Source organism: Auritidibacter ignavus, from assembly GCF_003703835.1.
Taxonomy (GTDB): domain Bacteria; phylum Actinomycetota; class Actinomycetes; order Actinomycetales; family Micrococcaceae; genus Auritidibacter; species Auritidibacter ignavus.
The window spans coordinates 16,667-43,328 of the sequence record NZ_RDQR01000022.1; the positions used below are offsets into that span (position 1 = coordinate 16,667).

23 protein-coding genes, 1 pseudogene and 2 riboswitches are annotated in these 26,662 nt (G+C 58.8%); of the genes and pseudogenes, 6 read left to right on the top strand and 18 right to left on the bottom strand.

The features are described 5' to 3' along the window. Positions 1-7 precede the first annotated feature (7 nt). Together DYI20_RS10130 and DYI20_RS10135 are read left to right on the top strand one after the other, a co-directional pair. Positions 8-541, top strand: coding sequence for an SRPBCC family protein (locus DYI20_RS10130; RefSeq protein WP_166769838.1), 534 nt, complete (start codon positions 8-10; stop codon positions 539-541). A 2-nt stretch (positions 542-543) separates the two neighbouring features. Then, on the top strand, positions 544-1,377 hold the full coding sequence (locus DYI20_RS10135; protein ID WP_199446271.1) for a DedA family protein: 834 nt from the start codon (positions 544-546) through the stop codon (positions 1,375-1,377). Positions 1,378-1,407: 30 nt separating this feature from the next. Here the strand turns inward: DYI20_RS10135 and DYI20_RS10140 are convergent, their stop codons facing one another. The 3 genes from DYI20_RS10140 to DYI20_RS10150 all read right to left on the bottom strand — a co-directional run bounded on the left by DYI20_RS10140 (position 1,408) and on the right by DYI20_RS10150 (position 4,537). Then, entirely contained in the window at positions 1,408-3,048 is a 1,641-nt protein-coding gene (locus DYI20_RS10140) for a thiamine pyrophosphate-dependent enzyme (RefSeq protein ID WP_122549439.1), read from the bottom strand. A 212-nt stretch (positions 3,049-3,260) separates the two neighbouring features. Continuing rightward, complete coding sequence (locus tag DYI20_RS12385) at positions 3,261-3,725, bottom strand: hypothetical protein (RefSeq protein WP_183145626.1); 465 nt, start codon at positions 3,723-3,725, stop codon at positions 3,261-3,263. 176 nt (positions 3,726-3,901) lie between these two features. Next, positions 3,902-4,537 carry a hypothetical protein gene (locus DYI20_RS10150; RefSeq protein ID WP_147472556.1) on the bottom strand — a complete coding sequence of 212 codons (636 nt, stop codon included), beginning with the start codon at positions 4,535-4,537 and terminating at the stop codon, positions 3,902-3,904. 71 nt (positions 4,538-4,608) lie between these two features. Beyond that, positions 4,609-4,691: riboswitch (SAM riboswitch) on the top strand. 7 nt (positions 4,692-4,698) lie between these two features. Between DYI20_RS10150 and DYI20_RS10155 the strand changes: the two genes are divergently transcribed. Further along, the gene (locus DYI20_RS10155; protein WP_166769837.1) at positions 4,699-5,292 is read left to right on the top strand and encodes an OsmC family protein; all 594 of its coding nucleotides are present in this window, start codon (positions 4,699-4,701) and stop codon (positions 5,290-5,292) included. Here the strand turns inward: DYI20_RS10155 and DYI20_RS10160 are convergent. The 5 genes from DYI20_RS10160 to DYI20_RS10180 all read right to left on the bottom strand — a co-directional run bounded on the left by DYI20_RS10160 (position 5,289) and on the right by DYI20_RS10180 (position 12,222). Continuing rightward, positions 5,289-6,611, bottom strand: coding sequence for an MATE family efflux transporter (locus DYI20_RS10160; protein WP_208392159.1), 1,323 nt, complete (start codon positions 6,609-6,611; stop codon positions 5,289-5,291). The two genes, DYI20_RS10155 and DYI20_RS10160, sit on opposite strands and share 4 nt — an antisense overlap. A 67-nt stretch (positions 6,612-6,678) precedes the next feature. Further along, positions 6,679-7,629 carry a CPBP family intramembrane glutamic endopeptidase gene (locus tag DYI20_RS10165; protein WP_158278491.1) on the bottom strand — a complete coding sequence of 317 codons (951 nt, stop codon included), beginning with the start codon at positions 7,627-7,629 and terminating at the stop codon, positions 6,679-6,681. A 10-nt stretch (positions 7,630-7,639) separates the two neighbouring features. Then, positions 7,640-9,508, bottom strand: a complete 1,869-nt coding sequence (locus tag DYI20_RS10170; protein ID WP_122549444.1) for an ABC transporter ATP-binding protein — start codon at positions 9,506-9,508, stop codon at positions 7,640-7,642. After that, complete coding sequence (locus tag DYI20_RS10175; RefSeq protein WP_122549445.1) at positions 9,505-11,235, bottom strand: ABC transporter ATP-binding protein; 1,731 nt, start codon at positions 11,233-11,235, stop codon at positions 9,505-9,507. Before DYI20_RS10175 ends, DYI20_RS10170 begins: the two co-directional genes overlap by 4 nt. A 36-nt stretch (positions 11,236-11,271) precedes the next feature. After that, positions 11,272-12,222, bottom strand: a complete 951-nt coding sequence (locus DYI20_RS10180) for an acyl-CoA thioesterase (RefSeq protein WP_166769836.1) — start codon at positions 12,220-12,222, stop codon at positions 11,272-11,274. A gap of 42 nt (positions 12,223-12,264) precedes the next feature. Here DYI20_RS10180 and DYI20_RS10185 point away from each other — a divergent pair, with 42 nt between their 5' ends. Continuing rightward, positions 12,265-12,828: a HEAT repeat domain-containing protein gene (locus DYI20_RS10185; RefSeq protein ID WP_110101543.1), complete on the top strand. Its 564-nt coding sequence runs from the start codon at positions 12,265-12,267 to the stop codon at positions 12,826-12,828. 186 nt (positions 12,829-13,014) lie between these two features. Continuing rightward, positions 13,015-16,860 carry a phosphodiester glycosidase family protein gene (locus tag DYI20_RS10190; protein ID WP_122549447.1) on the top strand — a complete coding sequence of 1,282 codons (3,846 nt, stop codon included), beginning with the start codon at positions 13,015-13,017 and terminating at the stop codon, positions 16,858-16,860. Positions 16,861-17,286: 426 nt separating this feature from the next. On the opposite strand, the gene DYI20_RS10195 is transcribed toward DYI20_RS10190, so the two are convergent. From DYI20_RS10195 to DYI20_RS10205, 3 genes are read right to left on the bottom strand one after another with little or no spacing between them, the layout of a single operon-like run. Next, the gene (locus tag DYI20_RS10195) at positions 17,287-18,204 is read right to left on the bottom strand and encodes a MetQ/NlpA family ABC transporter substrate-binding protein (RefSeq protein ID WP_122549448.1); all 918 of its coding nucleotides are present in this window, start codon (positions 18,202-18,204) and stop codon (positions 17,287-17,289) included. A gap of 54 nt (positions 18,205-18,258) precedes the next feature. Continuing rightward, complete coding sequence (locus DYI20_RS10200; RefSeq protein WP_110101520.1) at positions 18,259-18,924, bottom strand: methionine ABC transporter permease; 666 nt, start codon at positions 18,922-18,924, stop codon at positions 18,259-18,261. 1 nt (position 18,925) lies between these two features. Continuing rightward, the gene (locus DYI20_RS10205; RefSeq protein ID WP_110122944.1) at positions 18,926-19,756 is read right to left on the bottom strand and encodes a methionine ABC transporter ATP-binding protein; all 831 of its coding nucleotides are present in this window, start codon (positions 19,754-19,756) and stop codon (positions 18,926-18,928) included. Positions 19,757-19,762: 6 nt separating this feature from the next. Further along, a riboswitch (SAM riboswitch) is annotated at positions 19,763-19,854 on the bottom strand. 246 nt (positions 19,855-20,100) lie between these two features. On the opposite strand from DYI20_RS10205, the gene DYI20_RS10210 reads away from it, so the two are divergent. Continuing rightward, positions 20,101-21,882 carry an HNH endonuclease signature motif containing protein gene (locus DYI20_RS10210; RefSeq protein WP_122549449.1) on the top strand — a complete coding sequence of 594 codons (1,782 nt, stop codon included), beginning with the start codon at positions 20,101-20,103 and terminating at the stop codon, positions 21,880-21,882. Here DYI20_RS10210 and DYI20_RS10215 read toward each other — a convergent pair. The 7 genes and pseudogenes from DYI20_RS10215 to DYI20_RS10245 all read right to left on the bottom strand — a co-directional run. After that, a complete protein-coding gene (locus DYI20_RS10215; RefSeq protein WP_110101517.1) occupies positions 21,879-22,757 on the bottom strand; it encodes a dihydrodipicolinate synthase family protein in 879 nt (292 codons plus the stop codon). The genes DYI20_RS10210 and DYI20_RS10215 overlap by 4 nt on opposite strands. Further along, positions 22,757-23,500, bottom strand: coding sequence for an amidohydrolase family protein (locus tag DYI20_RS10220; protein ID WP_110099833.1), 744 nt, complete (start codon positions 23,498-23,500; stop codon positions 22,757-22,759). The genes DYI20_RS10215 and DYI20_RS10220 overlap by 1 nt, the downstream gene beginning before the upstream one ends. Next, the gene (locus DYI20_RS10225; protein ID WP_110099832.1) at positions 23,497-23,910 is read right to left on the bottom strand and encodes an RbsD/FucU family protein; all 414 of its coding nucleotides are present in this window, start codon (positions 23,908-23,910) and stop codon (positions 23,497-23,499) included. The genes DYI20_RS10220 and DYI20_RS10225 overlap by 4 nt, the downstream gene beginning before the upstream one ends. A gap of 4 nt (positions 23,911-23,914) precedes the next feature. Then, positions 23,915-25,171, bottom strand: a complete 1,257-nt coding sequence (locus DYI20_RS10230) for an MFS transporter (RefSeq protein WP_110099831.1) — start codon at positions 25,169-25,171, stop codon at positions 23,915-23,917. A gap of 8 nt (positions 25,172-25,179) precedes the next feature. After that, positions 25,180-25,968, bottom strand: a complete 789-nt coding sequence (locus DYI20_RS10235) for an SDR family oxidoreductase (protein WP_110101516.1) — start codon at positions 25,966-25,968, stop codon at positions 25,180-25,182. 11 nt (positions 25,969-25,979) lie between these two features. After that, positions 25,980-26,444, bottom strand: coding sequence for an enolase C-terminal domain-like protein (locus DYI20_RS10240; RefSeq protein WP_122549450.1), 465 nt, complete (start codon positions 26,442-26,444; stop codon positions 25,980-25,982). A 24-nt stretch (positions 26,445-26,468) separates the two neighbouring features. Beyond that, a pseudogene (locus DYI20_RS10245) lies at positions 26,469-26,662 on the bottom strand (IS256 family transposase); the annotation flags it as partial.

Below are 26,662 nucleotides of genomic sequence, written 5' to 3' on the forward strand. Positions count from 1 at the left end.
CCCTGTGATGAACGATTCCTCATCCCGTCCGATCAACCCCGACACCGGGCTGCCACAAACCGCACCCCAGGCTGGATGGCCAACGGCGGTCGACGCTGGCCCGAAGGTCATCTCCTACCGCGTCAACGTCAAGGCCAGCCCGGAGGAACTCTGGGAGATTCTGGCCGACCCCCACCGCCACCACGAGATCGACGGCTCTGACACGGTCAAGCCCAAAGTCTCCGGACCGCACCGGCTGACGATCGGCGATACGTTTAAAGTCGCCATGCACAAGTTCGGCATCGACTACACCATGAAGTTGACCACGGTGGCCGCAATCCCGGGAGAGATTGTGGAATGGAAACACCCCGGTGGCCACACCTGGCGCTGGGAATTTGCCACCGATGCGCACCACCCGGGCTACACCACGGTCACCGAATCCTTCGACTATTCCTCGGTGCCGTTCTTGGTGGCGATGGCCTACTACTTCTCGAATACCGTGGCATTCAACGCCCAGGGTATCCAGGCATCGTTGACTCGACTGGCAGGACGCTATCTCTGATCATGACCACTTCGTATCCCGATCCGCACTCCGACGCCTGGCAACCGGGCGAAACCGAGCCGGGGGCAGAATATCGGCGCGATCCGCACCCGCAACAAAAGACCGCCGAAGAAGATCTCAACCTCCCCGAGTTCTTGGCCCACCCCACCAAAGTGGATATCTTCCTGCTGATCATGCTGTTCGCCATGGCCGTGTGGGGCATTGCTCTCATCCCGTTCCGTGCCTGGCTGTTGACCGAGCCGGTGGCCTACACGTTATTGGTGGGTGGCTACACCTCGTCGGTGATTGGTGGCGCCCACGCCTCAGTCGGTGAAGGGCCCTGGTGGATGTACTGGTTATTCACTCTGGTCGGGGCACTAAAGTTTGTCCCCTTCTACTACTGGATGGGTAAACGGTGGGGCATGGATTTCATCGACATGTCGGTGAAGTACACGCCCTGGCTGAAGAAAATGGCCCACCGGGCGATGACGTCCACGAAGGCCAAAGGGATCACCGGCGCACTGGTGCCCCTGTGCTATACCCCCGGACCAGTGCCGAGCAATATCATCAACGCGTTGCTGGGGTTATTGCGGGTCTCAGCTGGATTGATGATCGTACTTAACGCGGTCAGTGTGCTAGCAATCAATGGGCTGTTTATCTGGTTGGGCTACACCTTCGGAGATCAGGTGCTGGCCGTGGTTGAGGTCGTCAACCGCTATCTGCTGTGGATTACGCTGGCGCTGATTGTGGTGGCGATCTTCCAGGCTCGTCGTACCATGAAACGCAATGCGGCCCTGAACGCCGACACGAACCAGGACGAACCTGGGAAAGCCAACGCGCAGGACCGCAACGTCTAAGAACCAGATCAGGGCCACATCCCGACCGGGTTAGTACGCCTTCCGGCGTTGCTCGACGACCAGGTGGATCAGCGCGAAGGTGCCGTCTTCGTCCACAGCTTTCAGCGCACGCTCGAGAGCGGCCGGAATCTCCGCGTTGTGGGTGACCTTGACCCCGAACCCACCGAAGGCTTCCGCCATGCCAGCGAAATCCGGGTTGAACAGCTGCGTACCGGACACACGTCCCGGGTAATCGCGTTCCTGGTGGGTGCGGATGGTGCCGTACTCCTGGTTATCCATTACGATCACCAGCGGGGTGGCACCGTACTGGCGGGCGGTGGCCAGTTCCTGCCCGTTCATCAAGAACTCACCGTCACCGGCAATCGTGATGATCCGACGGTCCGGGTAGTTCAACGAGGCGGCCACACCCGAGGGCACCGAGTAGCCCATCGAGCCGTTACGGGCCGAGATCATCGAGGCATAGGAGCGGGTCGGGAAGTAACGGTGGGCCCAGTTGGTGTGTTCACCGGCACCAAAGGTAACCATTGGATCCTGGGGTGCAGGAAGTGCCGCAACCAGATGGGCCATCATTTCATCCATGGTGGCCGGGCCTTCACCGGTGATCTCCGGCAACGCCGCAAACTCTTCCTGTTGGGCCCGCATCTTCGCGGTCCAGGTCTTCCAGGAGTCCTTGACCTCGAGGTCCATGCGGACCAGGTCGTGGATAAACAGAGCCGGTTTCGCCACGATCTGGTAGGACACCGGGCCAGAACGACCGCGCAGTGACGGGTCGATAGTGACCAGGAAGTTGGTTTTCTCCCAGTTCTGGCGCACCCGGAAACCGTCGGTAACAGTATCACCGGGCACCGTGCCAACGAAGACGATCAGGTCGGTTTCTTCCAGCAAATCGTAGGTGGGCTTGGGCCGACCATACCCGATTGGCCCCACATAGCTGGGTGAGTCAAAGGGGATGGTGCCTTCGGTGCGCCATTCCGCTGCTGCGGCGATGTGGTGGTCTTCCAGCCATCGGGTTAGTTCCTCAGCGGATTCGTGGCTCCAGTCGTTCCCACCGGTGATGAATAGCGGCTTATCGGAGTTCAACAGCGCAGAGTGCAGTGCCTTCCAGTCGTCCACGGTCATACCGCCACCAGCCACCGGAATCTGTGGGTGCAGCCGGGCGTCAATCTCGTGGGTGATGACATCTTCGGGCAGACCGACAATCACCGGACCGGGGCGACCCGAGGCGGCTGCGAACATCGCTTCGGCGACGATCTCGGAGGCGCGCTCAGCATGGTCGAGCACCATGACACGCTTGGCTCCAGAGTCAAACCAGGCATGCGGATCGAATTCCTGGAAGGCTTCCTTATCGCGGTGTTCGAACGGGATGAGTCCAACAAACAGCACCATCGGGGTCGAGTCCTGCCAGGCGGTGTGCAGTCCCACGTGCGCATTCGAGGCACCGGGACCACGGGTCACCATGGCCACACCGGGGGTGGAATTCATCTTGCCCTCGGCTTCGGCCATATAGGCCGCCCCGCCCTCGTGGCGACAGACAATATTGTCAATGGGTGAATCATAGAGTCCGTCTAGCACGTTCAGGTAGCTCTCCCCTGGAACGCTGTAGACGCGTTTCACGCCGTGAGCGACCAACGTATCAACGATGACGTGGCCGGCAGGCTTCTTCTGGCTCATCTGGCTCCTCAGCTCCACACAGAATGTGTTTACAACACTTTTTCATCATGAACCGCGATCTCATGGTGGTGGACAACGGTTATCTCTCGCTTGACTATCCAAACTACCATCGACCCGATGTCCGCCCCGTCACATTCCGGGGCAGATTCAGTCCTTTGTGAACATGCCGGGACATTTCTATGATGTCCACCACGTTCGTTGCACAGAACGCGTTAGGAGGAGCGACCCTCACCGTGCTGTGGGTCCTCGCGGTCCGCATCCTCCGCGTGCTGCGGGGTTGAGTCGCTCGGGTGAGATGCTGGGGAGCGCTGCGCTTCGGCCCGTTCGGCCTCAGCGCGTTTTTTCGCCCGCGCTTTGGCCATGGCTTCACGGTGCATTTGTTCCGAGGACCGGTTAATGCCGGAGCCTTCGGAAAGGTGTTCGGGGTTGTCTCGTGATGCCAGCTGGAGCAAGGAGACCACCAGCAGGGAGACGATGAAAAACACCCCGAAAGCGATCAAACCCAGGTCCAGGCGGAGGGGCCTATCGGGGTTGTTCAGGCCACCGGTGGAGGCCAGCGTGACCACGACACCACCGATCAAGCCGAGGACGGCTGAGAAAATCAGGGGTGCCGCAACGCCGAGGGGTTTGTTCTTCTCGGGGCCGTTCGGAGGTTGCGGGCCGCGCTGAGTAGTCACGACTCACGCTCCTGGGGTGCTCGATGATCACAATACATAATGCCTGCACGCTCCGGATGATCCACGTCGTGGGGCACCAGGGCGCACCTGACTATTCTAATCACGGCATGCTGACAGAATCCGCACGTGACCTCTCAGAGTGAACAACAGGGCGCACCACAGACCAGCACTGCAGGTCAGGATTCTTTCGGTCTCCACCCACGACGACGAGCCCGGCGGGTGTCGAGATAGTACCCCACCCCGGGAATACTGCAAAACACCGCGTGAATAAAGGCCGCCGAGCCCACAATACCGAGCAGATTGTGGAAGTCAGCGCCGACGAAGATCGCGATGACGGTGGCCACCGCCGTGAGCACATCGACGGCTCCGGGGATCAACCAGTCGCGGGCCGGGGGAAATTCTTTGCGGTATCCACCACCGGCCACCAGCTGAGCAATGCCGGCAACCAGCAAGGCCAGGCTGAGGATGATCGCGGTGGCCATCACCCCGGCGGAGAACAGTTGGGCCCCAACTAATGCAACCGGCCCAAGCACCCAGGCGGCCGCAGCCATCGACAAAGGCGAGCGCATGGCCTCCGGCACCGGTTCCTGGCGCAGGAACTCCCACATCGCCACCCCGGTGAGAAACAGGTAGATGGCGCAGCTGACATTAACCCAGGCAGGGCCGGAGTCCATCAGGTCGGGCGCTTGGTAGATCAGCGAGAAGATCCCGAAGGCTAAGGCCACCCCGGCACGAATCATATACGGTCGAAAAATCAGGTGGGCGGTGTCGGGGCTGATCTTGGACGGAGGCTGCTGTTGGGTCTGAGTCACGGGAGACATTCTAGGCAAGAAAACGTTCTCCGGCAGTTTTCTCCTTCGCGACCGGTATGACAGAATATAAATGTCCATCACGAGCGGCCGAGAGATCTGGCTCCGTGACGCCGCAGCAATCTATCTCGAGTGCTAATGCCAGAATCGATGGGAGGAAGAATATGACAACGTTCACCGAACAGCCCCAGGTGGCCGAATCTGAATCCAACCGGGTGTCCGGCGTGTTCCACGGTTCCGCTCAAACAACCGTGAGCACCGGTGCGTACCGTTTCCTGGTTGATGAGCCGGAAGCCTCCGGTGGAAAGAATGCAGCGCCTAACCCGATGGAATACATTCTCGGGGCCACCAACGGGTGTATTTCCGTGGTGATTGAGGCCAAGTCCGGCACACACCAGATCCCGATTCAGGGCATTCACACCTACTCCTATGCCTCCCAGGATTTGGGTGGTCTGGTGGCAGGCCGGGATGTCCAACCTCACTTTCACACCTATCATTTGGCCGTGTTAGTCCAGACCGATGTGCGCGACGCGGACCGGCTACGGGCCTTCGCCCAGGACGTGGAGCACGCTTGCCCGGCAGCCAACCTGTTGCGAGCGGCCCAAGGGCTACAGCTGACCGTGCACTGGCAGTTCGTCGACCGGCTGGTTGATCACGATGCCGAGGCCGTGGTGAATCAGGCGCTGGGGGTCCCCAACCGGAATGAGCCGGTGGACGCTGCCGAACCATTTCTGACGCTCACCAACCCCGATGCCTAGGACGAGCGCGACGGACCGACCTCACTGCCCAACACGATCCAGGCCTCGCCCCGAATCCGCCACCACAGTGTCAGCGCACGAGCGCCCAGATATACCACGGCGAAGCCGACCCAGACCAACACCACCGATACGACCCCGGAGCCGTCGTCGAGCTGGGCGGCCAGCCAGCCGAGAAACAGAATGAACGGCAGGTAGAGCACCAAGGCAACCACTGAGGCGATCCCGAGGTATTTGGCGTCCCCGGCCCCCATCAGGATGCCGTCAAGGATGAACACATACCCCGCCAGCGGCTGGGCGATGGCCAACACCATCAGCCCGGCCGCTCCGGCCTGGATCACGACCGGGTCTTGGCTAAACAGTCGCGGGATCACCGCAGACAGCCCGGCCAACAACAGCCCGGTGATCACCCCGAAGCCCATCGACCAGCGGATCATCGTCCGGGTCAGCTCCCGAACTTCCCGGCGGTGGCTGGCGCCGAGTTCCTGACCGACCAGTGCCTGGGCGGCGATGGCCAGCGCGTCCAGGGCGAAGGACAGCGTGGAGAAGATGGTCATCACCATCTGGTGGCTGGCCAGCACTGGGGCGCCCAGTTGTGTGGCGGTCAGTACTGTGACCAAAATCCCGGCACGCAGTGCTGCCGAACGCACCAGCAACCACGACCCGATCTGGGCGGTGTCTTTCAGCCCCGCCAGGGTGGGCAACAAGCGACCGCCCTTTCCCCGGTAGCGGGTGGTGAGAATCATCAGGTAGATGCAGAACATCGCCCATTGGATCACTGAGGTGCCCAAGGCGGAGCCGATCACGCCGAGTCCGACCACGTAGATCAGCAGGTAGTTGACCGCAATGTTGATCGCAAAGCCTACACCGGCGACCACCAGCGGGGTTTTGGCGTCGGCCAGTCCCCGCAGGGTGCCCACCGTGGCCAGGATAGCGGTCATGGCCGGAAGCCCGATCATCGAATACTGCAGATACTCCACCGCGTGAGCCTGGGTCTGCCCGCTAGCCCCCAGCGCGCTCAGCACCCACGGGGCAGTGAGAGCCAAAGGTATGGCGATCACCACGCCCAGTAGCAACCCCAACCAGATACCGTCACGACCACGTTGCAGGGCCCGGTTGAGCTCACCGGCACCGAGAAAACGGGCGACAGCCGGGGTGGTGGAATAGGCCAGAAAGACGAGCAAGCCGGTCACGGTCTGCAGCACCGTGGCGGCCAATCCGACCCCGGCCAGCTGACTGGTACCCAGGTTGCCGATCATGGCGGTATCGACGACTAAAAACAGTGGCTCGGCGATCAGTGCCCCGAGTGAGGGCACGGCCAATGAAAGAATCTGGGCAGATACCGACCGCGGCCGGTCTGAACGGCGGGACTCAGCCTCAGGCACCGCGTTAAGCCAGGCCTGCCCACGGTGCGATGGTGAACCACCATGCCGCACCCAACTGCTCCCGGCCTTGTTCCAACAGCTCTGCCGGGGTGAGGTAGAGCAGACAGACCGCCACCGCGTTATTGAAGGCGTGTTGGACGTAGCTGAAGGCCAGCGAGAACTTCATCAGCGTGTAGACCAGCGAGAACGCCAGTCCCATCACCGCGTACGGAATGGTTTCAATGATGTTGAATTGGCCCGCCCCAATGAAATGTAACAGCGAGAAGGTGATCACCGAGATCGGTACCGAAACCCACACCGTGACCCAGCGGGAGAGCTTACCGATCAGCAGGTGGCGGAAAATGTACTCTTCGACGAGCGGGCCACAAATTACCACAGTGATAAACATCAGCCAGAACGGGGCCACGGTGGTCATTTCCTCGAGCACCAGCTGGTTCTCCGAGCTGGGGACCTCACCGATCAACACGGTCACGACCAGGTTGATGATGATGGTGCCGAACCAGATGGCCGGAATCATCAACAGTTTCAGTGGCCACAGCCGGCGGAAGGACCGGAGCGAGGACAGTAGCGTCGGGCCGGCGGCGATGAGCACCAACACGGTCATGATCAGGTAGTTGATCAGATTCACCGCGAAACCGATTTCAACCGGGAACACGCCCCGGGCAAGGTCTTCGACGCTGACCGGATCGGTGCCCACCAGCCACGCCGAGAAGGACACAAACCCTGGAATGAACAGCATCAGCGCTCCGAGTCCGAGCAGAAACAGCAACACGTAACCCAGCACGGCGAGCAGGTCGCGCCACACAAACGGTCCGGGCCGGCAGTCTGGGATCACCGGATCGCGGGGCTCGCCCAACCGGGAGGGCGGTGCGGAGCCGGGCCATCCCGACGGGATCGGATACGGGGCGCCGGCGGGCTGGGTCCACCCCGGCGGAAGCTGTTGCTGATCAGTCATGAGTGCCAGTCTACTGGGGGTACTGGTCACCGGTGTTGTCAGTGTTGTGAGTGGCACCGTTGCTGGCATACTGATCGTGGTACAGCCGGGCGTAGGCGCCGCCACGGCGTAGTAGTTGCTCGTGTCTGCCCTGTTCGACAATCCGGCCGTGGTCCATGACCAAAATATGGTCGGCGTGTCGGATGGTGGATAGCCGGTGGGCGATCACGAAGGTGGTCCGATCTGCTCGAAGCGTGGCCATGCCCTGCTGGATCAACTCTTCGGTGCGGGTATCGACCGAGCTGGTGGCTTCATCCAGAATCAGCACCTTCGGGTCGGCTAAAAACGCTCGGGCAATGGTCAACCGCTGTAACTCGCCGACGGAGAGGTTCTCGGCCTGCAACGAAATCTCCGTGTCATACCCCTCGGGCAACGTGGTCACGAACTCGTGGACCCGGGTGGCCTTTGCGGCTGCTATCAGCTGCGCTTCGGTGGCCTCGGGCCGGCCGAGTCGCAGGTTCTCGGCGATGGTCCCGGTGAGCACCACCCCGTCTTGGAGCACCATGCCGATCTTCCGGCGCAGTTTGCCCCGGGAGATCTTCGAAATGTCCTCGCCATCGAGGGTGATCCGACCGGCATCCAGCTCGTAGAACCGCATCAGCAGATTCACCAATGTGGTCTTACCGGCCCCGGTGGGACCGACAATGGCGACCATCTCCCCGGGCGCCACATCCAGGTTGATCTCGCGAATCAGTGGCTCGTCGGTATAGGAAAAGCTCACGTTCTCAAAACGCACCGCACCCCGACCCGAGGTGGCGTCTGGTTCCGTGTCGTCAATGGCGGGATCGGCTTCGGGCTCGGCATCCAAGAACTCGAAGATCCGCCCGGCCGAGACCACCGCGGAGATCACCATATTCGAGGTGGAGGCCACCTCGCTGACCGGTTGGGAGAACTGTCGGGAGTACTGGATGAAGGCAGTCACCCCGCCTAAGGTCATCGACCCGCCGGCGACCTTCAGCGCACCCAGCACCGCCAGGCCCACATAGGCCAGCTGGGTGATCCACTCCATCAGCGGGTAGATCAGCCCTGAATAAAACTCTGCCTGAGCCGAGGCAGCATACAGGCGCTGATTGTCTTCGCGGAACTGGTCGCGCACCCATTGCGCCCGCCCGAAGGCGACCACCACCGGATAGGAGCTGACGGTTTCTTCCACGCGCGCGTTCACCTCACCGGTCATCGCCCACTGTTCGGTGAATTTCCGATGTGACCGGGCCCCGACCAGCACCACCACGATCGCTCCGGCAGGCAGGATCCCCAGGGCTACCAGGGCCAGCTGCCAGTCCAGCGCCAACATCATCACCGCGATCCCGATCAGAGTCATCAGCCCGTTGATCAGCGAGACCATACCACCTTGGATCGCCCCGTGCAGGTTATCCACATCGTTGGTGGTGCGCGAGAGGAGATCCCCGCGCGCCCGGCCATCCACCCAGGCCAGTGGCACCCGGTTCAGCTGAGCCTCGATCCGCTGGCGCAACCGGTATACCACCTGCACCGACACGCGGTTGACCACCAGTCCCTGCAGATACTCAAACCCCTGGGCCACCCCATAGAGCGCCAGGGTCAGCAGCGCGTACCGGTTCAGCTGGCTGAAATTAATGCCCGCTCCGGCGGTGTGCTGGGAATCGACCGCACCGGAAAAAATCACATCCATGGCCGCCCCGAGCATCAGCGGGGCCGCAACCGCGGCGGCCACCGAGACCACCGCGAGCACCGGAACCACCAGCATCAGCCGCCAGTGGGGGCCAAAGAGTCCGAGCACCCGCCCGCTGGTGGCAAAAAATCCCGGGGTGTTCTGTGCTGGCTGCGCTGACTGCTCTGTCTGGGCCGTCTGCTCTGTCATGAGGTAACCTGCTGCGAGTCGATAATCTGCCGGTAGACCGCATTCGTTTCGCTCAGTTCGGCATGCGTGCCGATCCCGACGATCCGCCCCTGATCGATGACCAGGATCTGATCCGCCTCGGTGATCGCCGAAACGCGCTGTGCCACCATCACCACACTGGCCCCACTGTCCCGCTGCAGCCGAGCCAGACCGGCACGCACCGCCGCCTCGGTGCTGGCATCCAGCGCCGAGAGCGCATCATCAAACACGTAGATCTGTCGCCAACCAACCAGCGCGCGAGCGATGCTGAGCCGCTGACGTTGCCCGCCGGACAGATTCGCCCCACCCTGACTAACCGGATATTCTAGGGCCGCCGCTAGTTCTTGAGGCAGAAAGTCCCAGCACTGGGCGATCTCCAAAGCCTCGCGCAACTGCTCGTCGGTGGCTTGCGGGGCGGCGAACCGCAGATTCGAGCCCACTGTTCCGGAAAACAAGGTCGCGGTTTGTGGGGCGAGCCCCACCAGATCCGACAGCCTCGCGCGCGGGATCTCACGAAGATCCACTCCACCGATCCGCACGGCCCCCGCGGTGGGATCGATCAGCCGGGTCATCAGCTTCACCAGCGTGGTCTTCCCTGACCCGGTGGAGCCGATGATCGCTGTGGTGGTCCCCGGGGGAATGCGGAAACTGACCTCATCCACGATGGGTGCCTCGGCCCCGGGTAGCTGGACCTGCACGTGATCAAACACCAGCTCCGCCGAGGCCGGCTGTGCCCTGTGTTGGTGCGGGGAGTCCAACTCCGGTTCGGTAGTCAGCACCTCCTGGATGCGCCGGGCTGCCACTGCCGCCCGCGGGATCATCATGAACACGAACACGCCCATCATCACCGCCATGAGAATCAGCGTCAGATACTGCATCAGCGCAGCAACGCCACCGACCTGCACTTCCCCGGCCGCCACCCGGTGCCCGCCGAAATACAGCACCGCGACCATCGCTGCCTGCAGGATCATGGCGATCACCGGGCCCATCAGCACCATCCAGCGACCAATGCCCAGGCTGATCGCAGTCAGTTTCCGGTTCGCCCGATCAAACCGTCGGGTCTGCTCGGCCTCCCGCACAAAGGCTCGCACCACGCGGATGCCAGCGATCTGCTCGCGCAGCACGGTATTCACCCCGTCAATGCTGTCTTGCATGGCCTGGAATAACGGCATCACCCGCGCGAAGAGTAACCAGACGAACAGCAACAGCACCGGGACTGCCACCCACACCACGGCGGAGAGCACCACATCTTGTTCCATGGCCATCACCAGCCCGCCGACCAGCATAATCGGGGACAATAACACCGTGGAGGCCACCACCAAGGCCAGCGACTGCACCTGTTCGACATCGTTGGTGGTCCGGGTGAGCAAGGTGCCGGGACCGAACTGTTGGACTTGATGTACCGACAGGTCGGTGACCTGCTCAAAGAGGTCGGCCCGCAAATCCCGGCCGATCCCCATCGTCGCCCGTGCTGCGAAGAACGTGGCCGCGACCTCACAGACCACCTGAAGGCCCGCCACCCCGAGCATCACCAACCCGGTGGAACCGATATATCCGGTATCCCCGGTGGCAATTCCGTGATCGATAATGTCAGCATTCAGTCGCGGCAGTGCCAGTGTCGCCATCGTGGCCATCACCTGCGCGATCACCACAATCAGCAGATGCCACCCGTAGGGTTTGGCGTAGCGACTGAGCAGGCGGAGAAGCACTCTCGCCATTCTACCGGACGGCCAGACCACCCAGCATTACAGGGCCCAGGAATAGGCAATCTCATTGCGCATCCGCACCAGCTCGGTGCAGTGTTGCTCCAGCTCGGTTTCCAACACCGTGCGCGGATGCCAGGGTCGAATTCGCTTGGCCTTCCCGTCCTCGCCGGGATCCACCAATACCGTGATCCCGTGGGCCACCGGGATCTGCGTGGGGTCAAACCGGGTCGAAGTCCAGGCCCGCAACATCACGTGCATGGAGTGTGCCGAGGTGTGCACCAGGCGAGCCTCGATCTCCAGTAAGTCACCGCCGTACACCATATTCTCGAACCGCACGCCCCCGGCAAAAACCGCAACCACATTGTCCTGCACCCAGCGGGCCCCGCACACGTTGGCGGCCTCATCCAGCCACCGCAACACCGAGCCACCGCCGACGCGTACGCCGACACCGGCATCCGGTTCGGAGACAATAAACCGCAGACGAATGATCTCGGCGGTAGTCTCTTCCTGCTCCGGAAAAGCAATGGTCATCAACGACTTTTCGGAGGCCTTCAGCTGATCCGAGCGGGCCTTGGCTTTCACCGCCCGCTCCTGGGCCGCATCCGTGGTCGGCTCCCAGGGCTTGACCCGGACCTTCTCACCGTTGTCGTCAATGGCCACATAGACCATGATCACCTCGGTGGCCACCGTCGGTTGCCCCTCGTCATCCAGAATGGTCGGAAGCACCAACCGAGACTGCACATGTACCGAGGAGGTTCCGGTATACAGCATGCGACACTGCACCGTGATCGGGGTTTCCACCGGCACCGGATGCGCGAAATGCAAGTTGCCCACATACCCGGCGACCACATTCGTTCCGGTCCACGAGGCCGCGGTGGCATACCCGGCCTTATCCAGCCAGCTCATCACCGTTCCCGCGGTCACGCTCCCGGTCGGAAAATCGTACGCCTCGGCACGAAACTGCAGAGAAAGTGAACTACGGGAGCGCATGCCTCTCAATTTATCACTGTGGCATCGACCATAATAGAGACCATGAGCAACACAGCACCGCATTCACTGTCCCCCACCACCGTGTCCCGCATTCACGACGCTGCTGAAACCCTCGGAACCAACCCGTTGCTGGACTGGGTCTGCCGCCTGCTGGATGGTCGCGCCCGGCACGGAGCAGACGGCGATCCGGATATCGCCGTGCTGGGCGGAATGGAGGCCGTCGAGGACTGGATGGGCCGTGTCTGGGCCGCCCAAACGCTACTAGAACTCTGGCACCACACCGCCACCACATCCGTGATCACCGCGCTCAACGATCCCGCCTGGCAGGTCCGCGTCATCGCCGTTGAGGTCGCCGGTTACCGTGACCTCAACGAGGCCACCGACACCTTGCTCGACCTGCTCGACGACCCCACCCCGCAGGTCCGCTCGCAGGCCGCCACCGCGTTGGGCGAGATCATCTCCGCCGAGAACGAATCCGCCCTGAAAGCCCTCAACAGCGCGGTCACCAGCACCGATTCGGTCATGGCTGACGCCGCCGAGTCTGCGCTGAACCGCGTGGCCGAACGCTTTGACCGCAGCGACCTGCGTCCCAGCCCGCGGTACTAGCCGATTACAAGAGATAAGTCGGCCCTGACGATCAGCACCTCGAAATACCCCGCTCGTGTCGCGCGCTCATCAACGCGTACCCATTAATACGTACGGGACATCCTTCGGTAACTCACCCGTCACGATCAGGCTACCTCTCACACCTATGGTCAGTGCGTCGAATATCACTCTGACCTGGGAGAAAAGGTGTCACACTCTCTTCACTCAACTACCGCGCACGAGCGTGGCCGGTCGACGCGGTTCCGTCGTTTCGGTCGCTTCGCGACGATCGCCACACTCGCTTTCGGCCTCACTCTGTCACAGACCCCGGCATTCGCCACCCCTGCATTTCCCCACTCACAACGAACCACTGAGCAGGCATCCAAACAGCCCGTTGGTGAAACGCTCGAGACAGGCGGGCTCAACCTCACCGGTAGCGGCTCGACTCTGCATCAAGCAAACACTGAAACGATTGCCCCGGGCCTCAACCACACCTCGTTCACGCGCGAACAAAAGACCGGCTTCCAAACGGGTCATGTATTGAACGTGGACTTGACCGACGCTTCACTCTCACTCGATGTCGTCGATGGCGGTTCTGTGTCCGGCGTTTCGAGCGTATCCAATCAGATCGAGAACGAAGACAACGTCGTCGCTGCCGTCAACGGTGATTATTTTGATATGAACAACACCGGAGCCCCCATAGGCACAAATGTGTCTGCTTCAGAAGGGATCCGTTCCATCGCAAATGGCTCATCACAGGCGCTGTCTGTGCATGAAGGAACAGCGAGCATTGGAGCACTGACCAGTGCCGCCACGGCCACCATCGAAGGCAGAACCTACGACGTGCCGTCGGTGAACTCGCCAACCGAAGACCGCGACGGCATTGCGTACTACACCGCTGCCTGGGGCACAACACCGATTTCTCAAGCTCTGTCTGCCAACAAACGGACCGCCGTCAAAGTCATCGACGGGGCTGTTACCGAGATTCTCGAAGCCAGCGCTCTAGATTCAGACACCAATCTTTCCGAGGGCGAGGGCGTGCTCGTCTTTTCCGGTTCAAGCTCGGATCACGTCCCGACTGTTGGTACCAACGTTGAAATCTCGGTAGCGCTGGACCGCGATGTTGACCTGGCGGTTTCTGGCCAACAGGTGCTCGTCCGTGACGGTCGCGCCACCGGCGCAGAACAGGCAACTGCCGCCCGGACAGCTGTCGGGATCTCTCAAGACGGGACACAGCTATTTGTCGTTTCAATCGAGGGTCGGCAAGATGACGCGGTCGGTATGCGGCTCAGCGAACTTTCGGAGTTGATGGTAGATCTCGGTGCCTACCAGGCTCTCAACCTTGATGGTGGTGGATCCACCACTTTGCACACCCGCAATCCAGGCGACGCATCAGCATCACCGACCAACCGTCCTTCCGACGGTAAGGAGCGCGACGTCGCCAACGCCCTCGTCTTCCGTTCAACTGCTCAGGCACCGGCGGAAACCGCCGGCGTCACCGTCAACCCCGCAAGCGACTCGGAACGAACCGACCGCGTATTCACCGGACTTGGCCGGACTGTCATCGGTACCGCAACGAACTCCAGTGGTGATCCACTCCCCGCTGACGTCGCAATCTCTCCTGGTGATGGCCTCGAGCTACTCGGCACCCCGACACAGAACGACCGAGGACAAACAGTGGCCCGAGTTACTGGAACGAAGCACGGCCTCGCAACCGTTCGCGGTGAAAGCAACGGCGGAGAAGGAGAGCTACCTGTACGCGTTCTCGGAGAGCTCGAGCATCTCGAGCTAAGTCATCAGAGAGTAGCGTTAGAAAATGCGGATGCTTCCGCTTCGGTGCGTGTACTCGGAATTGACGGCGACGGTTTCCGTGCACCCATCGAAACCGAGGATATCGAGGTTTCCAGCAACGACACCATCGAGGTGACACCCAGTGGCGTGGACACTTTCACCGTGTCCCCGAACGCCGGTAGTGGAAGTGGCACCATCCACTTTAAAGTCGGCGAGAAGCGCATCGATCTCCCAGTGACCATTGGCTTCGAAGACGTCACTATTTCTGATTTCTCAGATGCTGACAGCTGGGAGTTCAGCCAGGCCCGCGCCTCTGGATCGGTCTCCCCTAGCGAGGGTGAAAATGGTGAAAATGCTCTTGAAATCTCCTACGACTTCACGGGGTCGACTGCAACTCGGGGCGCTTATGCTGCTCCGCCTCACCCGATTCAAGTGGATGGACAGCCCCGTTCAATTACCCTGAGCATCTACGGTGACGGCAATGGCGCATGGCCCCGTATTCAGTATTTAAACGGAGCAGGCACACGATCGAATCTTGATGGTGGAAATATCACCTGGCACGGGTGGCGAGATGTCACGTTCCCCGTTCCCGACGGGATCGAGTATCCCATCACGATCGAAATGGTGCGACTCATGGAAACGCGCCCTAACGCTTCCTATTCGGGCAGCGTGAAAATTGCGAACCTGGGCGCCGTGGTAGCCCCCGACACTGATGCGGGCGAAAAGACAGAAATTCACGATTCCGTTGTCGATACCGCTCGTCTGTATGAAGAACGACCGCAACAGATCGCAGTGATGAGCGATGCTCAGTTCGTCGCTCGTTCACCTCAGAGTCAAAATGTCCAAGGAGCGCGACGGGCACTGCAAGAGATCAAAGCCGCATCTCCTGATGCAATATTCATCGTTGGCGACTTTGTCGATGAGGCCTCGCCGGAAGATTTTGAACTCGCTAAGCGGATCCTTGATGAAGAAATTGGTGATGAAATTCCGGTGACCTATGCGCCCGGAAACCACGAAATCATGGGCGGGGAGATCGACAACTTTGTGGAAGCATTCGGCGACACAAGGACTTCTCAAAATCTACAGGGGACACAGTTCCTGACCCTCAACACCGCTCAGGGCGGGCTCCGGTCCTCCGATCGAGACCAACTTCCTTGGCTTGAAGATCGGCTGGAAGCAGCAGCCACAGATGAAGGCACGACCAGTGTCGTTTTGATGTGGCACCACCCAATGAATGATCCGCTACCAACCAAGCTCAGCCAGATGGGAAATCGCGTTGAAGCACGAGAGGTCCAAGACCGTCTGTCCCGCTTCCGGACCGAAACAGGCAAATCCGTCGCGGTTATCAACGGACATGTTGGAGTATTCCATGCGTCAACCGCCGACGGCGTGCCCGCAATTATCAACGGCAACAGTGGCAAAGGTCCCTCCGGCACACCCGAGACCGGAGGATTCGTCGGTTGGAGCATGCTCACAATAGATCCTTCTCAGGGCATCGTCGGTAAGTCCCCAGAGCCTGAAGTCGCACGTAATGCCTGGCTACAAGTGCAGATGCATCCTTTTGTCGATTCGATCACGCTCGGTGCAACTACCGAGCTCCCGTCAACCATGACGGTCGGTGACCAGGTATCCGTTGACGCTAGTTTCACCCAGGACGGCAAGCACATGCCGTTTGTCTGGCCGATGAGCGCCAAATGGGGTGGCGACCACGTAGAAGTCAACAATGGTGGATCAGAAGGGAATGCCGCGGTGATCCGAGTCAATCCTGCCACTGGTCAACTCGTAGCCACCCAACCGGGTACCGCAACGCTCACCTTCACGATTAATGGCGAGACCGCTTCACACACAGTCGAGGTCGTTGCCGCCCCAGCACAAGATCCCGAGGAGGAGCCGGAACCTAATCCAGACGCTACCCCTGAGCCACAACCGGTTCCGGAGCCTACCTCCGAAACAAGCACCGCCCCGCAACCAGGACCAGATACAGAACCAACCCCTGAACCCACCACGGGAACCACCACCCCCGAACAACAACCAACCCAGGAACCCACCGCGGGAACCACCACCCCCGAACAAGATATTGCTGGAGATCCGGGAGCTGGAACAGAACAAGTTCAAGAAGATTCTCCAGGTCGCGCTGAGTCAGAGAAAACTGGCACTCTCGCGAGCACAGGAGCCAACTTACTCCTTGTCCTCGGGGCAGGAATACTGCTTCTCGCAGGGGGATCTCTAGCCGCACTGTCGGCAACACGTCGCAGACACTAGGGACCTAGCCTACGAAATTGCCACCCCGGCGCATGCTTCAGCCCTCTGACAATGCGCGGGGGTGGCTCTCTTCGACAGCTATTCCGCAAATCTGATAGGCGGGTAGAAACATGGCCCTTGAGATTCTGGCACCCCCAACGCTTCCCTCAACCATTCGTCCCCCTTGCGCACGCCCACGCACCGGTGTAATGTGAAGTGCATCACAATTAAGCGCGGGTTTACTGCCAATAGTCCTCAAGCACCCGCTGGTGATGGCTCAGGTTTTGTGTGTTGACCGAGCCAGGAGGGCACTGCGGAATCCAGCGCGATCACCACAGAAGTCTCAGCGAGCCGATCTTCCACGGTGACGAGCAACACCTCGGCCCTGAGACAGTGATCGCACCGCAGAGCCCTCCATTTCTCTGTTCAGCCCGCGTCCGCCGAGCCTTACAGCTTGCCCGACGTGAACTCCTCCCACTTCTGAGCCGAATCACCTACGGTGATCGTATCCTCAGGCGCGACCACTCCCCCTCCGAGATAATCCTCATACCACTGCTGGACTTCCTCAGACTGGTACGCCTCCTGTAAGACCTGAGCCGCCTCGGTATCGCGGAATTCCGGCTTGGCAGCCACGACAACAGTGAAGGGGACCTCAACCTCAGGATTATCCTCGAGAATCAGAGCCGTCTCCTCCACGTCATATCCGGCTTCGGCAATCAATCTGACGAACCCGAAGCCCGCGTCAACATCGGGCAAGGACTGCCCCAAGGACTGCTGATCGATTTCGACGAACTCGAGATCCTTCGGGTTAGCGGTGATGTCCTGTTGAGATAGCGCCGTCACGTCTTTGGACTCATCCACCTCGATCAAGCCTCCCTCGGCCAACAGCTTGAGAGCACGACCGTTATTGGAGGTATCGACGGGAATGGCAACGGTCGCCCCCTCCGGAAGCTCGTCCAAGGTCTCGTACTTCTCCGAGAAAATACCGGAGGGAGCGTAATTGACCGAGAAGAGTGGCTCAACATCGGTTCCGTTGTCTTGATTAAACTGTCGCAAATAGGCCTGATGCTGGAAGAAGTTGACGTCGTACTCGCCTTGGCTCACCGCCTCATTCGGCAACACGATGTCGGTGACATAGGTGGTCTCAAGTGTCCACCCCTCTTCCTCAAGCTGATCTTTCACGATCTCAGTGGGCTCTTGGAAGGGCGCCGATTCGGTGACGATCATCGAAATGGTCTGTTCCTCATCAACAGTGCTTTGCTGATTAGCTAACCCGCAGGAGGTCAAGGACAGCCCGGCCAGCAGGCTGGCGCCGAGAGCGCCCCACCGCCGCGAGGGTGCAGTGGTGAGCATGGTGATTGTCATGGTGAGTTTCCTTTCACAGCAAGATTTCTGAAGGGCCTGATGACCACTGGCGAGCTAGGCCAAGCGTTTATCGGTGATGCGCACCAGGCGGTTACCCAGGATTTGCACCGCGCTGACCAGCAACAGCATCAGCACGATGGCAACCAGCATGACTTCGGTTTCATACCGGTAATAGCCGTAGCGGATCGCGAAGTCCCCGATCCCGCCACCTCCGACCAGGCCGACCATGGCCGAATACGAAATAAAGGAGACAGTGGTGATCGTGATGGAGCCGATCAGCGCCGGCCGGGCGTCTACCAGCATGACCTGCCGGATGATCTGACCACGGGTCGCCCCCATCGCGCGGGCTGCCTCGATCGGCCCGGAGCCGAGTTGATTGATGTTCTGTTCGACCAGTCGAGCGAAGTACGGGATGGCATTGACCGTCAGCGGAACGATAGCCGCCGCTGTGCCGACCGTGGTCCCCACCAGCAAACGGGTGAAGGGAATGATCGCGATCAGCAGGATCAAGAACGGGAATGACCGCACCGCATTCACCAAAGCCGATATCACCTTATGCAAGTGCGGTGAGGGCGAAATCCCGTCGGGCGCGTGGTTGACCAACCAAATTCCCAACGGAGTTCCGAGCAACACCGCAATCGGGATCGCGACCCCGATCATAACGAAGGTCTGCAACAGTGCTGTGGTGAGTTCGGGAAGGAGCTCGAGGATGCGTTCCATCTCACTCACCCACCTTCTGCAGTGCCAACTCCGCGGCCTCTTCCACCACGACAGGAACATCCGGGGGCGTACTCCGTCCCTTCTGTACCGAGATCCCTTCAGAAAGCAGGTAACGCCCGATCGCGGTCTGAGGCTGGAAGGTTGCGGCCCGCAGGTCATCGGTGGTGAATTGCTCCACGATCGAGCCATGCTCCATGACCGTCACGTCATCGGCCAGGGCTTTAATCACTTCCATTTCGTGGGTCACCAGCACAATGGTGATCCCCAGTTGAGCGTTAATATCAGCCAGATATTGCAAGACCGTGGCAGTAGTGAACGGATCCAATGCCGAGGTTGGCTCATCGCACAACAACACATTCGGCTGGGTGGCTAGCGCCCGCGCAATCGCAACACGCTGTTTTTGGCCACCAGATAGCTGCGCCGGATAGGCCCTAGCCTTCTCCGCAAGATCCACCAAGTCGAGCGCTTCCAGCGCCCGCCGGCGACGCTCACGTCGGTCTTTCACCCCGGAAAACGTCAAAGACTGCTCGACATTGGCCAGCGCTGTGTGATTATTGACCAGGTTGAACCCCTGGAAGATCATCCCGATCTGATGGCGACGCTGACGCAGTTGCTCAGCGTTGAGCTGTGTCAGCTCCTCGCCATCGACCCACACCTGCCCGGCCGTGGGCCGTTCGAGCAGATTGATATTGCGCAACAGTGTGGATTTACCGGCCCCCGAAAAACCGATAATGCCATGGATCGAGCCCCGACGTATCTCAAGGCTGACGTTATCGACTGCGGTAATCTCACCACCTTTGAACGTTGTGGTGACGTGACGCAGAGAAATCATAGGAATCCTCCATCGTAGCTGGCATTGGCACCTTTGCCTCATATGGCGGGTTGCCTCGACGTCTTCGAGCCAGGTCTCTCGGTCGATCTGGATGGTTACCGGGCTAGTCTGACACACCACAATGAGGCTGTCATGACCGCTGTCACATACACGACTTCAGAGATCGACGAGCCCGTTCAACCTCAATACAGACCCAGAGATGACTCCGTAAGACGCCACACTGCACGCTATCCACAGTCACAATCGGCGGTCTTATCGTGTCCTCAGGAATCGATACTATGTTCTACATAACGAATGACAGAGCATATTATCAAACAACTGATCGATGATGGGAGGTGTGCACGATGACGGTCACTGACGCACCGCGCGCCCGCCACCCATTGTCATTTTTGGATCTCGATGGCGTGGCCGGGGCCTCCATGGGAGATAAGGCCGCCGCTGCTCTGGTCTTGCTCAAATCGCTGGGGCAGGACCTGGCCGCATCGGACGCTTACGAGAAATTCGCTCGCTACACTCCCGAAACCGCGAGCGCAGACTGGAACTCGTCGCTCGCCTCCGCCCCGCAACAACATGACTCCACGCGGTTAGTGGAACCTGACAACTACTGGGACTCGTTGCCGGAAATAAACCATGTGGCAGAAGCCTTGCAGACTGCGTTGGCCGGGGCCCAGACGCTGTTGAGCGGTCATACCCAACGCGCCACGGCGTCCAGTGCCGATCAGCAGGATCTTTTGGGCGTTCCCGAGGGCGCTCGTGGTTACCGGGATGGCCGGAAGTACTTTACCGAGTCTGTCGGGATCGGAACTCGAGAAGCCAAACAACGCCAGCAACGCTCCGAATTCATCTCCGGCGGTCCACCACCGATCAGTGGCGGCCCCGAGATCCCACCGGAGTTTCCCGCAGCGACGAAGGCCTTCAGCATTGGGTCGATCAGCACAGAACACTTGGACCGGCTCATTCGCCTGGTCAATGATGTCAAGAAGTATGCCCGGAACACACATACTCCACCTGGTTTGATCGATCGACTGCTTGATGAGGTCGTGCCCCTGCTGGTCGAGCGCGCCGAGGAACTCAGCGTCAACGAGTTCAACACGCTCTGCAAGGAATGGCTACCCAAGATCTGCCACCACATTGATCAAGACGGCCCGGCACCCGAGGAGGTCGTCGACCCACAGCGGGGCCGGGAAGATTTTTGGGTCCGACCGCGTGAAGATGGTGGCCTTGATTTCGGTGGTACGGTGTACGGGTTGTCTGCCGAACTCCTCTCGACCATCGACCATGCTGCGAACAACTACGCTGCCCTGAAAAACAACGCCACCAACGAGGCTCAGGCGCAGACGCCACGCAATCCGCTGATCAAAGCAATCATGGCAAACTTCCCAGAGCTGAAACCCCACGATGTGATCAGTGTTGACGAGAACGGCACTGAGCAGGTGTACGCAGAGCACGATCTGCTCGACCGGAGAAGTCGCAATCAGCGTACGCTGAATGCACTGTTCGCGGTCCTCACCGCGGGACTCGGAGCAGGCCGTCAGAAGAACGCGCTCCCCTCCACCCGCGGTCAAGATACGAAGATGATCGTGACCATGGACTACGAAACCTTCAGCCATCAACTCTCCCGACGCTTCCAGCTCGATGAGGATCTCAGAAGGTCCACACTTCGAGATTGGTTGGTTGATGACCCCACCACTCGCGGACACAGATTCCGATCCGAAGGTCAATATTCTGCAACGATTCATCCCTCACGACTCAGAGCGATGGCCTGCCACGCCGGAATCATCCCGCAACTCATGGATGGCGATCACGAGGTCCTAGACATGGGACGGCAGCGACGCGATTTTTCCGCCGCTCAACACCGCTGCCTGGTGGCTCGAGACCGCGGGTGTGCCACACCGGGGTGCACTATGCCTCCAGCCTGGTGCCACGTCCACCACATCACAGAGTGGGAACACGGTGGCGAAACGGACATCGATAACGCGGTACTACTCTGTAGCGCCCACCATACCGATGTGCACACCGGTAAGTGGAGTATTGTCAGAGTCGACCGCGAGGGAGTGTGGTTCTCACCGGCTCCGTGGCTGAACCCTGATCCCACTCCCCGTCGAAACGTCAGGGCACACAGTTAAGATTTCAAAACTTTACTTACACTTTTTTCTAGCTCTTGATCAGCCTGTACGCCTGGTTCGAGAATCTCTGTGCTTATCGGTAGTCCCTTGGTTTTTACCGCTACTTTTATGGCCGAAATGAAAAGATCAGCTGTGTCATAAAGTCGCATCAAACTTGTTATACGAGTAGCACACTCGACCACGGTCTGGCAGTGTTTTGCTTGGTAAGCCCGGTGTAGCCTGACGAACAGCTCGGGTTCAACATTGGTCAACCCAGAAAGTATCCCGGCACCACCACTGACTCTGTTGGTCAAATAGTACTCATCAAAACCCGATAGCACTGAAAAGTCATCCCGGGCTTTCGACACAGCTTGAATAACTTCCCTGGTATGCGAAGCAGAATCCACCGTATCTTTGATCCCCACAATATTTTGATATTTGCTCGCGAGACGGGTTACAAGCTCCGGGCCGAGGTCCGAACCAGTCCGGGCCGGAAAGTTATAGAGCATAACCGGCATGTGGACAGATTCAGCGACGGTAGCGAAAAACTTCTCAGCCGAGCATTCCGAAGGGCCGAAGTAGTACGGTGAAACCACAACTACTGCATCTGCACCATGTTCGCGCGAGAAATTCGATAATTCGATTACGTCTTCTTGGCGAGTAGCTCCGGTCCCCACTAACAGTTGGATCCTCGAATCAAGATGCTCAGCCAGAATAGCCACGGCTTCTTTCTTTTGCTCCAAGGTGAACCCGTAGAACTCACCAATAGAACCAAAGAGCAACACGCCGTCTATCCCAGCCTCAACTAGATGATCGAGGTGTCGTTTCCAGTTGTCAAAATCGAAGGAACCGTTTTGCAGCGGGGTAATTGACGGCGTATAGACTCCGTTAAACATTATCGCTCCTGACCAATTTGATAAGCGCGAAGCGCGTTGAAGGCGAAGACATCCTCGTCATCTTTAAAGACTGATCGGACAAAGCAGAAGTGCTCATCGAAGTCAGCTCGCACCGGGAAATTTGATGCGTAAAGCACTTTGAACTTCCCGAACGTTTCGGCAACATAGTCCACTACTTCCTTCTGCACCGGGTCATCGCCGGAGATCTTGACATAGCAGCTAGGCAACTGGGCCAAATCCCGCAACGCAGCTCGTGATTCAGGGGTCAAATCGGTGACATTGCCCAGGTGATCCAAAACGAGCTGTGCTTCAGGAACCTTAGCCAGGGCTCGGGCTATATCCGTGATGTCTTCGCCTCTGCATGTGACATCAAAGGGCAGAGGCAGAGAGCGCAGACCTTCTATAAAACTCTGTTCCATCACTCTTCCAGAAGGAGCAGTGTGAAGCGGCTCTCGAATGCCGGTAGCGTGGACAGGCACCCTCATCCACGGGCTTAGTTGAGATCGCAAAACCCGTCCGAGGATTTGTGGTCTCTGACGTTCGTAGACCAACTGATCTTCCTGTTCTGGATCATCTTGATCAATTTCAACGTAGACCCCACCGAGAAACTCGACGTCATCATACTTGTCATATTCAGCCCGAAGATCCTCGAACCGGTACGTTCGGTTCAGTCTGTCGCTCAGCCACGGGATCGACTGAACATTCGGATCCCACTGGTGAAAATGGGCGTCAATGACCTTCATACAACCACCCCTTTGGTCAAGATCAAATTGGCATACTGCGCGACTTCGCCCGTAGCCACCACTGCATAAGCCTGCTGAGCCTGCTCATAGAAGTCGAAGCGGTTCAAAAACCCAATATTCTCCTCGTTTAGGAGCTCGATATAATCGTTCCAGATAGGCGTTTCTACCCGATCTCCAGCCACGACTTCCATAAGCGTAACGGGTTTCTCAATGTAGGTATCTAACGGGATCAGCTCAAGAACTGCCTTGACTAGCCGTAAAGTCCCGTGGCCATCAGCACGCACAATCCGCTGCCCGATGGAAGTCGCGGGAAAGTGCGCGTCCGCAAGCACAATTGTGTCCCCGTGGCCCATTTCAGCAAGGACCTTAAGAAGTTCCGGCGAAATGACCGAGTCAATTCCCTTGAGCATTGTCCTAACTCACTTTCTGGTGGTAGCCGATTCGAGAACCGGAAATGCCGTACCAAACCAGGTAGGCAAAGCCAATCAGAGACACAAATAGCGAAGCTTCCAAACCGAAAGCGTCTTGGACGAAACCCAACAGGAGCGGGATAACTGCTCCACCGCCAATAGTCATCGTGAGTATCGCTGCACCGTTCTTCGCCGCGGCTCCATCAATGCCACGCAGTGCCAACGCGTAAATAGTTGGGAAGCCAATCGACATAAAGAAGTAAAGCACCATAAACGCGATCACTGAGATGGGCCCGAGTCCAAGTGCCGCTAAGAACATCATCGCAAAACCAGCACTGAAATAGATGGCAAGAACTTTTCCAGATTCAACGTATTTGAAAACTGGCGCCGTGGCGAAGCGCCCCAACGCGAAGAGCACAGTCAGAACTGCCAAAAGGGTAGAAGCCACTCCGGCGTTGATCCCGTCCCACTGCTGCTGAGCAAAGGTCGAAAACACTGAAAATCCAAGAGTTTGCAACCCCACGTAAACGAACAAGGCAACTACACCAAAGGTGAAGTAGGGCCTAAAGAACACCGCTCCAAACCTCGCCGAATTAGCCATCCCCACATCATCGCCTGCGGGTGTGGGGAGTTTGGCGAAGACGAATACCAGCAACACGGCAAGCACAACAATACCGATGACCGTATAGATCAGTGCGGTCTGCCCCATAAAAGTATCCCGGGCTTCCTGGAAGCCGGGGTCGCCGGCGGTTACCGTCTCACCCAGGATCAGGCCAAGCAACAAGGGGCCAATGACCTGACCAATACCGTTAAACCCCTGGGCGATGTTCATCCGCGTCGACGCAGTACTTTCACCCCCAATCTTGGTCATATACGGGTTGCAGTTAGCTTCCAGCGCAGCGGCCCCCAGAGCAATAACGAACATCGCTATAAGAAATATCCAGTAGGACAATGTAGAAGTCGCAGGGATAGTCAGCGCCGCACCGAGAACAAAAAATACGAGCCCGACAATCATGCCACCCTTATACCCATGCCGTTTCGCCACCATTGTTGCTGGGATCGCCATCACGAAATATGCCCCGAAATAAGCGACCTGCAAGAGCGAAGACTCCGCACCGGAAAGTTGAAGATAGGTGGCAAACGGGTCACGGATGCCATTGACGAGGTTCATGGTCAAACCCCAGATAAAGAAGAGGGCAGTAACCAAGATAATGGCCGTGCGGACGGCCGAGGTTTTTCGTCCGGTATTTTCCGCAGACATGATGGCTCCTAATTCAGCGCGCGGTCGAGATGAACGTACCCACCGTCAACGTAAATCTGCTGACCTGTGGTGTGGCTGGACAGTGGTGAGAGCAAGAAAACACCCATATCAGCGATTTCTTTCGGAGTCGTCATCCGCTTTTCCAAGGGGATGTTTTCGGTGATCTCCTCAAGTCGCGCTTGTTGTTCGGCTTCTGCCCCGAAAGTTTTAATCCAATTGGCATACATCGGGGTCCAGGCTTCTGCAACCACAATCGCATTAGCACGTACCGAGTCCTTCGCAAGGGCGGCCGCCCACTCGCGTGTCAGACCAAGGATCGCACCTTTCGCGGCCGCATAGGCGGACGTCTTTCCCTGACCCGTTACCGCGGTTTTGGACGTGATATTTAGAATGGACCCCTTAGATTCGCGCAAGTAATTCACCGAGGCATGCACGGTTTCGTAGTAATGGGTGAGATTGCCGTGCAGAGACTTCTCGAATTCTTCCCAAGTGGTGCTATCTAGATCCAGGTTGTCATTTGTCCCAGCGTTATTGACCACTCCGGCCAGGACACCGTACTTCCGGTAGACTTCATCAACGATCGGTGCAATTTGCTCCGTATTGTTTAGGTCAACCGTGTAATATTCATAGGTAGCGCCTAGATCACTCATTGAAGCGGTAAAATCCTCATCGGCTTCCGAACGGTTCAAGACGACGGGTATAGCACCTTCACGTGCCAGAGATTCAGTGATGGCCCGTCCAATGCCATGTTTACCACCGGTAACAATTATGGGTTTTTCTGCTAGTTTCAGATCCACGATAGGTCTCCTTATTGCTGGTTTAGAAGTCGCTGCGACGCGGCGTCAAAGGTATATGCCGTGATTGATTCAGGCTTCATTTCGCTCGACGCGCCTGGAGTTCTGGGAGCCACATAATGGCCCTGACGAATTTCGGTGGGAGTCACAAAATGCTCGTGTAGGTTATCGACATATTCGATGAATCGGTTTTCTTTAGTCGCCGAAACGGCGATATAGTCAAACATTGACATGTGAGCCACCAACTCGCATAGCCCTACACCGCCAGCATGGGGGCAAACGCGAACTCCGTACTTAGCGGCCAATAGCAAGATCGCTATGTTCTCATTCGGTCCGGCTACCCGAGTGGCATCCATCTGATAAACGTCTAGAGCACCCGAAGTAATGAACTGCTTGGCGATGATCCGGTTCTGCATTTGTTCACCGGTCGCGACTGGGATAGGGGTAATGGCCTCACGTATCGCACGAGAGGTTGTCAATTCTGTTGTGTACGGGGGTCGGGTTTACAGGTATGGGTTCATTCGGTCGGGGTAGGCTGCCGCGAGTTGGGCTAGGGCCTGTTTCCAGTTCGTGGTGACTTGTCCTTCGACGAGTCTGCCGGCGGCTTTGCGCTGGCTGGCGGGTTTGCCGCGTTCCTTGGCTCGTTGGCGTGCGCGTTTGTCCTCGATCGTGCAGATCGCTAGCCACAAGAGTTTCA

Bases quoted from the DNA above. Each gene is read 5' to 3' on its own strand.
- DYI20_RS10130 (WP_166769838.1), top strand. From the start codon at position 8: ATGAACGATTCCTCATCCCGTCCGATCAACCCCGACACCGGGCTGCCA.
- DYI20_RS10135 (WP_199446271.1), top strand. From the start codon at position 544: ATGACCACTTCGTATCCCGATCCGCACTCCGACGCCTGGCAACCGGGC.
- DYI20_RS10140 (WP_122549439.1), bottom strand. From the start codon at position 3,048: ATGAGCCAGAAGAAGCCTGCCGGCCACGTCATCGTTGATACGTTGGTC.
- DYI20_RS10155 (WP_166769837.1), top strand. From the start codon at position 4,699: ATGACAACGTTCACCGAACAGCCCCAGGTGGCCGAATCTGAATCCAAC.
- DYI20_RS10165 (WP_158278491.1), bottom strand. From the start codon at position 7,629: ATGACTGATCAGCAACAGCTTCCGCCGGGGTGGACCCAGCCCGCCGGC.
- DYI20_RS10170 (WP_122549444.1), bottom strand. From the start codon at position 9,508: ATGACAGAGCAGACGGCCCAGACAGAGCAGTCAGCGCAGCCAGCACAG.
- DYI20_RS10180 (WP_166769836.1), bottom strand. From the start codon at position 12,222: ATGCGCTCCCGTAGTTCACTTTCTCTGCAGTTTCGTGCCGAGGCGTAC.
- DYI20_RS10185 (WP_110101543.1), top strand. From the start codon at position 12,265: ATGAGCAACACAGCACCGCATTCACTGTCCCCCACCACCGTGTCCCGC.
- DYI20_RS10195 (WP_122549448.1), bottom strand. From the start codon at position 18,204: ATGACAATCACCATGCTCACCACTGCACCCTCGCGGCGGTGGGGCGCT.
- DYI20_RS10200 (WP_110101520.1), bottom strand. From the start codon at position 18,924: ATGGAACGCATCCTCGAGCTCCTTCCCGAACTCACCACAGCACTGTTG.
- DYI20_RS10205 (WP_110122944.1), bottom strand. From the start codon at position 19,756: ATGATTTCTCTGCGTCACGTCACCACAACGTTCAAAGGTGGTGAGATT.
- DYI20_RS10210 (WP_122549449.1), top strand. From the start codon at position 20,101: ATGACGGTCACTGACGCACCGCGCGCCCGCCACCCATTGTCATTTTTG.
- DYI20_RS10215 (WP_110101517.1), bottom strand. From the start codon at position 22,757: ATGTTTAACGGAGTCTATACGCCGTCAATTACCCCGCTGCAAAACGGT.
- DYI20_RS10220 (WP_110099833.1), bottom strand. From the start codon at position 23,500: ATGAAGGTCATTGACGCCCATTTTCACCAGTGGGATCCGAATGTTCAG.
- DYI20_RS10225 (WP_110099832.1), bottom strand. From the start codon at position 23,910: ATGCTCAAGGGAATTGACTCGGTCATTTCGCCGGAACTTCTTAAGGTC.
- DYI20_RS10230 (WP_110099831.1), bottom strand. From the start codon at position 25,171: ATGTCTGCGGAAAATACCGGACGAAAAACCTCGGCCGTCCGCACGGCC.